12 protein-coding genes and 2 pseudogenes are annotated in these 11,330 nt (G+C 67.0%); 8 read left to right on the top strand and 6 right to left on the bottom strand.

Annotated elements, in window-relative coordinates; genetic code table 11:
- Window positions 1-94: 94 nt before the first annotated feature.
- Window positions 95-253: a helix-turn-helix domain-containing protein gene (locus ABZ725_RS52285; protein ID WP_358809435.1), complete on the bottom strand. Its 159-nt coding sequence runs from the start codon at window positions 251-253 to the stop codon at window positions 95-97.
- 305 nt (window positions 254-558) lie between these two features.
- Here ABZ725_RS52285 and ABZ725_RS52280 point away from each other — a divergent pair, with 305 nt between their 5' ends.
- From ABZ725_RS52280 to ABZ725_RS52255, 6 genes and pseudogenes are all read left to right on the top strand, one after another.
- The gene (locus ABZ725_RS52280; protein ID WP_358809434.1) at window positions 559-996 is read left to right on the top strand and encodes a hypothetical protein; all 438 of its coding nucleotides are present in this window, start codon (window positions 559-561) and stop codon (window positions 994-996) included.
- Between the two features lie 366 nt (window positions 997-1,362).
- Window positions 1,363-1,863, top strand: a complete 501-nt coding sequence (locus tag ABZ725_RS52275) for a hypothetical protein (protein WP_358809433.1) — start codon at window positions 1,363-1,365, stop codon at window positions 1,861-1,863.
- Window positions 1,864-1,994: 131 nt separating this feature from the next.
- Window positions 1,995-2,321 (top strand): annotated as a pseudogene (locus ABZ725_RS52270) (transposase); the annotation flags it as partial.
- A gap of 1,019 nt (window positions 2,322-3,340) precedes the next feature.
- A pseudogene (locus tag ABZ725_RS52265) lies at window positions 3,341-3,502 on the top strand (HNH endonuclease); the annotation flags it as partial.
- Between the two features lie 72 nt (window positions 3,503-3,574).
- The gene (locus tag ABZ725_RS52260; RefSeq protein WP_358809436.1) at window positions 3,575-3,874 is read left to right on the top strand and encodes a hypothetical protein; all 300 of its coding nucleotides are present in this window, start codon (window positions 3,575-3,577) and stop codon (window positions 3,872-3,874) included.
- 264 nt (window positions 3,875-4,138) lie between these two features.
- Window positions 4,139-4,687 (top strand): N-acetyltransferase family protein, encoded by a 549-nt coding sequence (locus tag ABZ725_RS52255; RefSeq protein ID WP_358809432.1) that lies wholly within the window; start codon window positions 4,139-4,141, stop codon window positions 4,685-4,687.
- A 45-nt stretch (window positions 4,688-4,732) separates the two neighbouring features.
- Here the strand turns inward: ABZ725_RS52255 and ABZ725_RS52250 are convergent, their stop codons facing one another.
- The 5 genes from ABZ725_RS52250 to ABZ725_RS52230 all read right to left on the bottom strand — a co-directional run bounded on the left by ABZ725_RS52250 (window position 4,733) and on the right by ABZ725_RS52230 (window position 8,865).
- Window positions 4,733-5,131, bottom strand: a complete 399-nt coding sequence (locus tag ABZ725_RS52250) for a DUF4440 domain-containing protein (RefSeq protein WP_358809431.1) — start codon at window positions 5,129-5,131, stop codon at window positions 4,733-4,735.
- A gap of 71 nt (window positions 5,132-5,202) precedes the next feature.
- Window positions 5,203-6,738 (bottom strand): ISKra4 family transposase, encoded by a 1,536-nt coding sequence (locus tag ABZ725_RS52245; RefSeq protein WP_358809430.1) that lies wholly within the window; start codon window positions 6,736-6,738, stop codon window positions 5,203-5,205.
- Window positions 6,739-6,783: 45 nt separating this feature from the next.
- On the bottom strand, window positions 6,784-7,308 hold the full coding sequence (locus ABZ725_RS52240) for a hypothetical protein (RefSeq protein ID WP_358809429.1): 525 nt from the start codon (window positions 7,306-7,308) through the stop codon (window positions 6,784-6,786).
- Between the two features lie 352 nt (window positions 7,309-7,660).
- Entirely contained in the window at window positions 7,661-7,795 is a 135-nt protein-coding gene (locus tag ABZ725_RS52235) for a hypothetical protein (RefSeq protein WP_358809428.1), read from the bottom strand.
- An 8-nt stretch (window positions 7,796-7,803) separates the two neighbouring features.
- Entirely contained in the window at window positions 7,804-8,865 is a 1,062-nt protein-coding gene (locus ABZ725_RS52230; RefSeq protein ID WP_358809427.1) for a hypothetical protein, read from the bottom strand.
- Window positions 8,866-9,360: 495 nt separating this feature from the next.
- On the opposite strand from ABZ725_RS52230, the gene ABZ725_RS52225 reads away from it, so the two are divergent.
- Both ABZ725_RS52225 and ABZ725_RS52220 read left to right on the top strand, forming a co-directional pair.
- A complete protein-coding gene (locus tag ABZ725_RS52225) occupies window positions 9,361-10,788 on the top strand; it encodes a transposase (RefSeq protein ID WP_358809426.1) in 1,428 nt (475 codons plus the stop codon).
- Window positions 10,716-11,129, top strand: a complete 414-nt coding sequence (locus ABZ725_RS52220) for a transposase (protein WP_358809425.1) — start codon at window positions 10,716-10,718, stop codon at window positions 11,127-11,129. Before ABZ725_RS52225 ends, ABZ725_RS52220 begins: the two co-directional genes overlap by 73 nt.
- Window positions 11,130-11,330: the final 201 nt, after the last annotated feature.

Here is an 11,330-nt window from a genome sequence, read left to right as displayed (position 1 = left end):
TCAACGTCCTCTGGGCCCTCCTACGTGACGGACGGACCTACGAACTCGTGCCACCCACCGGGCACGCGGCTTGACAGACCGCATTAGGAATCACTCAGCTTGGGCCTGGATGCCGGCCCCTTCGACTCCAGGGCGGTGTTCCACCCTGCTCCCATGCCCGGTGCCACCGCTGCACCGACCGCACACTGACACGTAACCGCCTCGCGATGGCGGCATTGTCGTGTCCCACAGCGAACAACTCGGCCGCCTGCATCCGGAGATGCTCGCGAAACCCCCGTCGTTCCGCGGTCAGCCCGCCCCCTTGCGGATATCTCATGAGACCGGCCTACTGCGACAACCACAGCTTGTCGACGCCAACGACATCACGCCAACAAGGTCAGTAGTATCTGTTTGCGAAGGCCGCAGTGTCGAAAGGCAGCGCCTGTTCCTGGCGGTCAGGCAGCGGTGAACCATCCCCGCCGGCCGTCGGCTCGGCCTGGGCGGCCCGACCGGGTGACGATCGGTTGATGTGGGCATGATGCGACCACGCGGGGCAGCGCCGACGAACGGGGGAGAGACGTGAACGGCAGGCTCAGGCGCAACCTCAGACGAGGAACGGACGCGTTCGGGTACTACCTTGACGCGCCTACGGCGTTCGTGCTGGTGGGCACTGCGGCACTGCTGCTCTGTGGTGTAGCAGGGGTCGTGTACTTCTGGCAGCAGGAGATGACGCTCGCGGGGTACGCCGTGCTGCAGGCGGCTTGTCTGCTCTGCCAGGCCGTGACCCTGGTACCGGCGGTGTGGGACGAGGTCCCTGACCTCCACCACAACGCGACGCTGGCCGTGGTGTGCGGCATAGGGATCTTCGGTATAGGCCCGGGCCTCATGGTGCTGATGCTTACGGGCAATGCGGACGGCCCCCCGATGGCGGCCGTGTTGATGGCCGGATCCGCCCTCATGTTGGCGTGCACAGCGGGGCTGATCATCGGAACGTTCCTCTCCAGCCGCGACGGGTAGGGCACGGCGGGTGCCGGACCCGCCGATTACGGCGGTGACACGGACTTCGGTAGCGGCGGCGACTGAGTCGTGTCCGTTTCTTCCAGCCACCCCGAGTTGCCGCTCGGCAACGTGCTCGCTGCCTCAACGGCACCAGCGGTCCCAGGCGATCCGTTCGACTTCCCACAACGGTGACCGTTCCGCGAACGCCGGATCCTTTCGCTGCTCTCTCCCATCGCGCACTGACCTGGGCAGTCAGGGTTCGGAAACAGGTTCTATAACTTGTTCTTTAACCTCCGTCTGGCCCTGGCAGGGTGGGCGGCGGGCCTGAGCGTGAGTGGTCGAATCGGGATGCGCCGATCTGCGGGGCAGTTGCATACTCAGCGCATGGCCTTGCTCTCCGGTCGGTTCCGGGATCCGCGCAGTACCGAGTACGACTTCATCAGCTTGATCATTGTGCGGTGCCCTGGTTGCGAAAGGGCCGCTCGTGTCGTTCCAGCGCCCGAAGACTCCAATCCCGGAGGTCGGGTCCTGTTCAGGCCGCGACGTCTGGTCTGCTGTGGCTGCGGACTGTCACGGATGTGGAGCGGCCGTCTTGTCACGCTCTCCCGTGGCGCAGCTCAACCCGCGACAGATCCGTACTTCGGTATGCCGTTGTGGTTCCAGGTTGAGACCCGGCATGGGTGGTTGTGGGCGTACAACCTCGAACATCTCGACCTGATCCGCCGTTTCGTAGGAGCGTCGCTGCGAGAACGAGCACCCTGGTACGACACCGGACAAAAGATGACCTTGGTCGCCCGCTTTCCGGCATGGATCAAGCGAGCGAAGAACCGAGACGAGATCCTGCGTGCCGTCAGCCGGATCCACGCCTCACTGGCTGCCGCCTGACCGGATTACCAGCGTCCGAACGGCACTCGAACTTGATCTCTGGTTGCGCTGTTCAGCGGACGTGCGAGAGGCCTCCGCCCGATCATGTGCTCTGACCAAAGAGGCGCTTGACCAGTTCGAAGGCCGTGAAGGTGAGTCTGCTGCCTGATGCTGTTCCGGCCGAGGCGTTCGCGAACGCCTCACGCTTTCGGGACGACCTTTTCGACTGTCTGACTACGCGTAGGGACGAACTGTTCGAGCTGGTAGACGCGTTGCTATGTGTGGACGGGCCGGTGACCTCGCCGGTGGACCTCACGCTGACGGCCGAGCATCGGCGCGGGCACGGCGCGATGTACGCCGCGCTGAACAGCGGGAACCTCGATGTGCCGCGGCTGCGGCAGGTACTGGCCGGGCTGCCGCAGCCCGAGGCCGCCGACGGGCGCCTGGTCCTGGCGGTGGATGTCACCCACTGGCTCCGGCCGGCCGCCGAGTTGTGCTGGTATCTCGCCCGGGAGGTCCGCCGTCGCGGCCATGGCTCGGCCACCCGCAACATTGCCGAGCTGCGCAAGAACGCGGCCGATGGCGGTGATGGTGTTCACCTTGTCCTCGGTGCGGTGCCGGCCCCGCTCACCCGGCCCGCCCCGCAGGAGCCGACGGAGATGGTCCGCCGTGCCGGCTGGCTGAGCATCACCGAACGCCGTGATGTCCTCGCGTACCGGGTCGCTGACTTCGTCCAGCGCTGGGACGGCGGTCAGGACTGGCACACCGGCTCCGTGACCAGCGTGTATCCAGGCTCCTGCGCCACCGCCCGGGAGTGGGCCCAGCGCTTGGTTCCCGCCGCTTCCAGCGAGCCCCCCACCGTCTTGGAGAAGGTCCTGCTGGACAACGGCCGCGACGCGGACACCGACGTCCTTCTCCACGACCCCGTCGCCGGCATCCCCGTGCTGCACCGCGCGCCGGGCACGCGTGATGCGAACCTCTTCACCTTCGCCCTGCAGCGCCTGCTCACCGGCTCTCCGCTTGCCGCCCTCATCCTCAGCGGCGGCACGTGCTGGATCCGCACGCAGGACGGCATCTTGTGGTTCGCGCCCGAGAGGGACGGCTGGGGAGTTGGCTGGGGCTACTCGGGCAACGGCTGCCACACTCTCGCCCGCCTCGTCGACGTCCTCCTCGACGACATCTCCGCCCCCGCGATCCGCCCAGGGGATTCCGCAGGACCGGGCGGCCTGTTCGAACTGCTGCGTGACACTCCCGCAGACGGCACGACCACCTACGCACGGACCCAGTTGATGGCCGCCCGGGCCGACTGAATGCGCGTGTCCGTCGTCGGCTGCGGTGGACGTTAGCGGTGGCCGGTCTTTACGGCCCGAGCCCATTTTGACCGAACCAGTCCTGCAGGTTGGAAGAGATTGGTGAAGGATTGCCGCTCTGGGGCGACGTCGAAGGGAATGGCGTGGGGGTTCGAAGGCGGGGAAGCGAGTGGATCTGTGACAGGCTGATGGTCCTGTTTGCGAATGGGGGCTGCTGCGTCTACTGCGGCCGTGAGTCTGAGACGGCGGATCACGTCATCCCGTGGGCACGCCGGGGCTATCACGGCACGGACAATATGGTTCCCGCCTGCAGGACGTGCAATCAGGCCAAGAGCGACCGGACGCCGGCCGAGTTCGTCATGGCGAGGTCCCACCCTCGCCTGTGGCCTTCTCCGGGAAAGCCCACAGGGCCGGTCAGTCTCATGAGCTTCTACGAGAAGGCTGACAAGGAGTGCCGCAGGACACTCGCACTGATAGACGATGTCCTAGCTGAGATAGGCGACGAGGCGAGGCAGCGGTGGTTCGTTGACCGCTTCGTCCACCTCGGCACGATCCAGACGCATGGGCTGGATTTTGTGGACATTATGCGCGGATTCTCCCGCTCCGCTGTGGAACGGGCGTGTGAGGCTGGGTGGCCCAAGTACGAGGAGAAGAAGCCTCAGTACCGGATCGCGCGTGGTGAAATCGGGAAGGTCCTGGAGCCTATCCCCGATCACGAGTAGCGACTGGGAGATGTTTCTCGAACTTCCATCCGACGTCCCGGACTCAGCAGGGCAAGCGGCGGATCACCAGCTATTGGTTCGGCACGGTCAGGTCGCCGTGGCCGTGGCGCTCTGATCTCGAAGTCGCAGTTCCAGTCGGCTGTGTCTGGGGCTCGGTAGGGTTGCGGTGTGGTGTCTGGCTTTGGGCGTGGTGATTGCCTTTGGGTGTAGCTCTTCTGCAGGGACGGGCTGATCTGGGAGAACGACCATGGCATGATGCGGCCCATGGCAGGAAGAGACCGCGAGGCCGGGCGTCGTGCCGGCGACGGGCTGGTAATACGCACCGGACGCAAAGATGATCTTCCTGAGCTGGTGCGGATCTACAACCACTACGTCACCCACTCGATCATCACTTTCGATACCCAACCGGTCACGGTAGAGAGCCGCTTGCAGTGGTTCGAGAGATTCTCCGAAACGGGTCCGCACCAGCTGTTTGTGGCCACTACCGGCGATCGGGTACTTGGGTGCGCCTCAAGCAGTCCCTACCGGACGCATCCGGCCTTCGATCAAACGGTTGAACTGGGCGTCTACGTGAATCCCGATGCGCGGGCCGCTGGGATTGGTTCGGCGCTGTACCGCACCCTCATCGAAACGCTGCGCTCGCAGCCGGTCCATGTCGCGCTGGCTGGGATCGCACTTCCCAATGATGCTTCGGTGGCTCTGCACCGTAAGTTCGGCTTCACCGACGTGGGTATCTTCGACGAGTACGCCACGAAGAACGGCGGTTACATCAGCTCGGTCTGGATGCAACTGCGCCTGCCCCCTTCGGGCTGACCCTGGAGGGGTACTCCAGATCGTGCGGCGGTGCGGCTTTTGGCCTCAGGGCCGGTCGCACCAGGAGACCGCAGCGATCCGCCAGCCATCCGGGGTGAGTACGAACTGCATCGTCTTCGTCCCGCCGCCCTCGAAGGGCACGCCGTCGAGGATCCCGGATTTCCGGTACTCGCTGAACCGCGATGCGATGGCGCCGACGGTCTCGGTGCGCTCCGCAGTCTCCCACTCGTTGAAGTTCACCAGTCGGCCCTCAGCCAGCAGTTGTTGGCGTGGCTCGATGAATTCCTCCACGGTGTACACCGTGAACTCCGGCCCTGCCTTGATGAGGACGCCCCCAGGCACGATCAGTCGGCGGACCCGATCCACATCTGCGGCCTTGCCGCCCCTGTTGTCGAACGCACTGAAGAACTCGGCGGCGACGCCGTCGATCTCGGCCTTGGACATACTGGGACCGTAGCACCGGCATCGGTTCGCCCTTGCGCGATGTGTGCGGCTTTCCTGAGTGACGGTCGTATTCAGGCGGGCAGGTCGTATTCGGCCTGGTCGGGGGCGGGGTATAGGCGTTCGCGTTCTCTGCGGGTGTGGAAGGTCCAGTACTGCGGGAAGTCACCGTTGCTGATGACGGCGCGGAGGGTAAGGACGGCTTCGGCTCCGCAGACGCTCCATCGGCTGCCAGTGATGTCGAGTCGGTCGGCGATCAGATGGCAGGCTGCTCCTTCGACGGTGCCGCTGGCGATCGGCCATCCGGCCTCGAGGGCCTTGTCGTAGTGGAGATAGGCGGCATTGTTCTCCAGGTAGCGGCAGGCCCTGTCCGCCGCGGCCCGCTGATCTGGGGACAGGCCCGTGCGGTCGGCTTCGGCGTGGATGTCGCCGACGGCTCCGGGGGCGTCACCGGCCAGGATCCGGGCGGCCTTGGCCCCGACCCAGTCTTCGGCTGCGGGATCGGTGGCGGTGTGGAAACACCGCGCAGCCGCCCATAACTTCTCGAGCACATGCACGATGTCGAGGACGATATGGATCTCGACCTTGCGGCGGGCGGCCTCGGCCCGGATCAACTCGAGCTGGTGGGCGGCGCCGTCGACCAGGACCACCCAGGACCTGCGGTGCTGGGGGTCGCGGGCCTCTGCCTGGTCGAAGGCAGCGGCGATGACCTGGTCCGCGTCGTGTTCCACCGAGGCGGTGAGCCATTTCGCGCGGGCCTTGGGCCCCTTGCGCGGGGTGCGCCGACCGGTGCGGCCTCCGGGTGGAGCGATGATGTCGTGCGGGCGGCGCGGAGCCGGATCCGCGTCGTGGACGACGGCCAGCGTGGCCATTCGCTTGCGGCAGGTCTTCTCCCCGGCGGACAGTCGGGTGCGGAACGTGCGCGTCGCACGCTCGGCTGCCCTCTGCGTCGCTTCCCGCAGGTGACCCGGGCGCATCACGATCCCCTTGCCGTCGACGCTGAGCACCAGCAGCGTCGTGCTGGCTGCCGGAGCGGGGGTGCGGGCGGCATAGAAGGCGGCGATGTCCACCGCGGCCGCCCGCACGAGCTGTTCGGCCTGGCGTTTGCCGACCGCCGGTGTCCCACAGCGGCGTCCGATCGCCTCCAGGGCGTGGTCGTAGGAGCCGCGGGCGGCTTTCAGCACCACCAGCCGGCGCAGCCCCAGGCTGTGCCGCTCGCGTGGCAGCCCCAGCACCTGGTCGGCCGGATAGCAGTTGGGCAGGCCCAGGGCGCGCAGTGCACACCGGGCGACGGTCACCGGCCCGACCACGGTGGCCAGTTGGCGCCGGTGGCCCGTCTCCAGCCGGGTGCGACCCGCGGCGAGCTGGGCCCGGCCGTCCGTGTCCAGGGCCGACAGCTCAGCTTCCTCCCGGCGGGTGCGCAGGTCCAAGTGGCCCTGGAGGAGGAGGCGGGCCAGCTCCCTCGCCCCCTGTTCGGCGTCTTCCTCCACCCGCTCGTGGGGCAGGAGCAGTGCTTCGGGACGGGAGAGGGAATCGATGAGGGAAGTGAGGAAAGAAGCGGCTCGGTCAAAGGGGTCAGCCGCCGCGGCGGCCGCATACGCTCCAGTCATCGGGCTCTCGCTTTTCGAGCGTGGAATCGGTTGGCACCTTCGACGCTAGGGACGAGAGCCCGACCCCACACCGGCGCGGCGGCGCGAGCTTCCGTCCGGCTCCGGCGCATCCGCGTGCGCCGTCACCACGGGCCGCGGCGCGAACAGTCCCGGCTCCGCCTCCGTCAACCAGCCCTGCTCGACCAGACGTTTCAGCTTCGACCGGAAGCCCTCCACCTTGCTCTTGTCCGTCGACGGGCCCAGCGCGGCACAGAGGTGATGCGCCCGCATCGGACGCACCGCGCCCGCGAGGTCCTCGACGATGTCCTGGTACGAACGCGGCAGCACCCCCACGGCCAGCCCGGGCGTCCACGGCGGCACCAGCCGCACCCCGACCGGCGACCCCACCCCGAAGGGGCCCTCCCCTCCCGCCCCCGGCCGCGACACCTCCACCGGCCCGCCGGCCTCCGGCTCCGCCACGGACCCGGACTCCGAGACCGTCTCGTCGCCGGACAGGATCTCCATCATCGTCTCCCGGGTGATCTCCAACCGGGACAGCACCATCTCCTGCTCGGCAAGATGCCCGGCCAACTCATCGATCCGAGCGCGCAGTTCACCGATCTTCTCCCGCGCGCGGCAGCCTCCCGCCGCTCGAGCTCCTCCAGCCACGACACCAACGCCGTCACCCCCGGAATCCGGCTACCCGACACCACGACGATCGAGCAGCCAACCCCCGGTCAGCAACCACGCAGGTCAAAGCTCCCTACAGGAGAGCCACACCCATTGCCTTTGGCGGCCAGGCGCCGCGGCCGGTGGCCGGATGGGTGGGCTGCTAACCCTCCCTTCCCGTGGCACGTGGTGCTGCGGGCCGGCCGCCGTTCTGAGGAGCGAGGCCTGCTGGCGGCGGGCGGTCAGCAGGCTTTTGCCCGAGTCCTGGTAGTCCTTATGCCTCGCTCTGATCTGTTGCGCTGTGTCGGTCGCGGATCTTCCTGATGATCCAGGCGCTCATGGCGAGAGCCGCGCCGGCGGCAAGGCTTCCCAGGAATTCGGGTAACGCCTCGCGCAGGATGTCGTACACGGCTCCGGTCACCGCGCCGCCATCCCGGCCGCGGCGGTACGTGCGGTGTGCTGCTCGCCGAGGCGCTTGAGCTTGCGGCGGACCCGTTCACCGTAGGTGTCAGGATGGCCGGCTGCGAGCGCGGCCTGCGCCCAGCTGTCTGTGCTGCGTGCCCAGCCAAGGGCGAGATCTTCCTCAGCCTCGTGCAGGCGGCGAAGTACTGAGTCGATCCGGCTGTCGGTGAACTTGTCCTTCAGCACCGTGTCCTCGAGGAGGCGTGGATCGGCGAGTACGTCAGCGAGTGAGAGGCCGTCATCGACCGGGTAGCTCAGCAGCGCGACGTTCTTGCCGTGGACTCTGCGCTCCCACAGAGGCTGAAGCTGCCGGTGCTCGCTGTTGCTGTGGCGCCGCAACAACTCGGCGACAACGAGATCGTCCGTCATGCCGATACCCAACTGGTCCACGCAGTCGCCCAGCAGCGCCATTTCAACCGCCTTGCGCCACTGCGCCGGGCGGGTCAGGCCCAGCCAGGTGCGGCTGAACGCGTCCACCGTCTCTGCGTCGCCCTCGATGGCGGCGTTGCGGGCAATCAGGGCCGCCAGCAGCACTTCGCGACTCAGCACCGGCAGGGGACATGCCGACCCAAGCTCCAGCAGGATGTAGCTGAGGAGGGCATGGGTCAGGTTGCGGCTCGCCTCTCTGGAGAACCGGTGAGGGCACCAGCGTCTGAGCCGGGCGCAGGAGCAGGGGAGGGTGTCGATTCGGTGGCGCCACTGGGTGATGCTGCCGATACCCCGCAGCGCCAGGCGGATCGTGTCGGCAACCGAAGCGACCTGCTCACCGTACGCCTCCTCCGCACCACCAGTGGACTCAAGCCAGTCCAGTTGTCCGTCATGCCACGTGCGTGCTTGCCACTCGGTGTACATCACCAAGTCGGCCAGCGACGCCGCAGGCACACTGACCTGGATCTGAGCGCTCACGACCAACCTGGGTACGCCGTCAGTGCCTCGGACAACCTTCCCATCCATGTTCTTCGGGCGATGCGGCCGGAGAACACTGACGAAGTCGCCGGCGATGAGGCGGGGGTACATGCACATCCTCCTTCAAGGGCGGATCGAAGCGAGCTTTCTACTCCTAGGCGCGGCAGGAGGACGATCCGGCAATCAATTTCCCGTTCTTCTGTGTGGTTTGCATCACATGAGGCTCTTTTGTGGCGGCGTTCGGTGGGTTACGAGTTCTTGGCTACCGTCGTACTGGCCAGAGGGGGTATCCGACGCGGGTCCCGCAGTCACGCACATAGCCACTCGTCGTACTCGGGATGAGCGTGGTGACGCGGCAGGGCGGGGCGTGGGTGGTCATGTCCTTCGTCGAAGGCAGGCGGGCCGTGCGGCGGCCCGCCTGCCGGCAGGATCCCCGGTGGCCGGTTCGAGCTCAGGTGATGAGAACCGTTGAAAACGGCTCTGTCCGCAGTTCCGGATGCTGTTGGTGATCTTCACTCGGTGGGGTGAAGTCTGCTGACCGTGCCAGTGTTCATGTTCTCGTGATGCTGCGCTGGTGGTAGCGGGGCGGTTTCGGCGGTCGGAGGGGTGACCGCAGTGGCAATGGGCTCGGTTTCGGGGCGGGTGATTCCGCCGTTGACGGTGCGGATGGCCAGGGCGAGTAATCCGCGGGGCACGGCCGCGATGTGGGTGCGCGATCGGCTGGACGGCCTGTTCACGGATGCCGACTTCGCTGACTGGTATCCGGCTGACGGGCGGCGTGGGATGTCGCCGGCTCAGCTTGCTCTCGTGTCGGTGCTGCAGTACGCGGAGAACCTCACCGACCGGCAGGCTGCGGAAGCGGTCCGCTGCCGCCTCGACTGGAAGTACTGTCTGGGCCTGGAGCTGGATGATCCGGGATTCGACTTCACTGTCCTGAGCGAATTCCGTGGCCGGGTGGCCGAAGGCGACCGCGCGGACCGGTTCTTGGCGCTGGTCGTGGACCGGCTTGCAGAAGCCGGGCTGGTCAAGCGGCGGGGACAGATCCGGACGGATTCCACCCACGTGCTGGCGGCGGTGCGCCGTCTGAACCGGGGCGAACTGGTCGCTGAGACGCTGCGCTGTGCTCTGGAGGACCTCGCACTGCAGGGCGAGGAATGGCTGGCCGCTCTAGTGACTGCTGACTGGGCGGACCGGTATGGCCGGCCGGTGCGCTACGACCGGCTTCCCCGCGGCGGCGACGCACTGATCGCCTGGGTGCTGCAGGTGGGTGAGGACGGGCTGCACATCCTGCGCGCCGTCTATCAAGACGATGCCCCGCCTGCCTTGCGGGAGTTGAGGTCTGTGCAGGTCATGCGGCAGGTCTGGGTCCAGCAGTACTGGCACGACGAAGCGGGCCGACTCCGTTGGCGGGCAGCGAAGTCGACCCGCGACCGGGCCGGCCGGAGGGCGACCGGGCAGAGGAACACAGGCAAAACCTCAGCAGACGGCCGGCCGGACCCCGCTTCGGTACGGGTGCCGTGGTCCTCGGTGGAGATCGTCACCCCGCACGATCCCGAGGCACGCTACAACCAGAAGGTCACCGCGGCCGGCCAGCGCGACTGGATCGGCTATCGCGATCACCAGACCGAGACCTGTGACGAAACGAGCCCCACCGTCACCGTTCAGGTGGTCACCCGCCCGGCGCCGCAGCAGAACATCCGATGCCCTCGACGACATCCACCGACAGCTGACCCGCCAGGGCTTTCGGCCCCTCGAGCACGTCGTCGACGGCGGCTACGTCACACCGGACAGCATCCACCACGCGGCCCTCACATGGGACATCCCGCTGCTCGGCCCCGGTCCGTGACGACCCGCAGGCCGCCCAGCGGCCGGGCTTCACGAAGGAAGACTTCCACATCGACTGGGACGACCGCACCCTCGCCTGTCCGAACGGCATCACCAGCCCGCCCTGGAAACCCACCTTGGGCGACGGGCATCCCCGGCTGTCCGTTCTCTTCCCCCGCAAGGCATGCCGGGAATGCGACGACCGCGTGAAGTGCACCGGCAAAGTCGACGGCAAGGGGCGTCACATCCTCCTGCTGCCCGAGCCCCAGCAGAAGATCCAGTCACAGGTCAGGAAAGACCAGAAGATCGGCAACTGGCAGCGGCACTATGCCATCCGCGCAGGCTGCGAGGCCACTGCCTCAGAAACGGTCCACGCTCATGGCGTGCGCCACTGCCGCTACCGCGGCCTGGCAAAGACACACGTTCAGCACGTGCTCACAGCTGCTGGAACCAACATCGTCCGACTCAGCGAATGCTTCCCGCCCGGCACCACACCGGCTTCTCCGCCACGACCACCCAGCCACTTCCAGAGAGGCTCTGGCAAAGGCTGACTACCTAGAGATCACCAACAGCATCACTTTTGTGGAGCAGTAACGCTGTGTGCTGCCGACACCCCGTTCACCCGACCCGGGTCCCAGGTGGCGTCCCTCTCGTCCCGGGATCACCGCAGGCGTATTCCGTCCCACGCCTTCAGGTGCGTGCTTGTTGCGAGAGGATGGGGTGGTGATCCGCCACGACCCTGAGATGCAGGA

Source organism: Streptomyces sp. NPDC006872, from assembly GCF_040635845.1.
GTDB lineage: Bacteria > Actinomycetota > Actinomycetes > Streptomycetales > Streptomycetaceae > Streptomyces.
The sequence above is the reverse complement of the archived record's forward strand: the minus strand, read 5'-3'. Positions and strand labels throughout refer to the sequence as shown.

Coding starts and splice junctions, on each gene's coding strand:
- ABZ725_RS52285 (WP_358809435.1), bottom strand. CDS start 253: ATGCAGGCGGCCGAGTTGTTCGCTGTGGGACACGACAATGCCGCCATC.
- ABZ725_RS52275 (WP_358809433.1), top strand. CDS start 1,363: ATGGCCTTGCTCTCCGGTCGGTTCCGGGATCCGCGCAGTACCGAGTAC.
- ABZ725_RS52260 (WP_358809436.1), top strand. CDS start 3,575: ATGAGCTTCTACGAGAAGGCTGACAAGGAGTGCCGCAGGACACTCGCA.
- ABZ725_RS52255 (WP_358809432.1), top strand. CDS start 4,139: ATGGCAGGAAGAGACCGCGAGGCCGGGCGTCGTGCCGGCGACGGGCTG.
- ABZ725_RS52250 (WP_358809431.1), bottom strand. CDS start 5,131: ATGTCCAAGGCCGAGATCGACGGCGTCGCCGCCGAGTTCTTCAGTGCG.
- ABZ725_RS52245 (WP_358809430.1), bottom strand. CDS start 6,738: ATGACTGGAGCGTATGCGGCCGCCGCGGCGGCTGACCCCTTTGACCGA.
- ABZ725_RS52230 (WP_358809427.1), bottom strand. CDS start 8,865: ATGTACCCCCGCCTCATCGCCGGCGACTTCGTCAGTGTTCTCCGGCCG.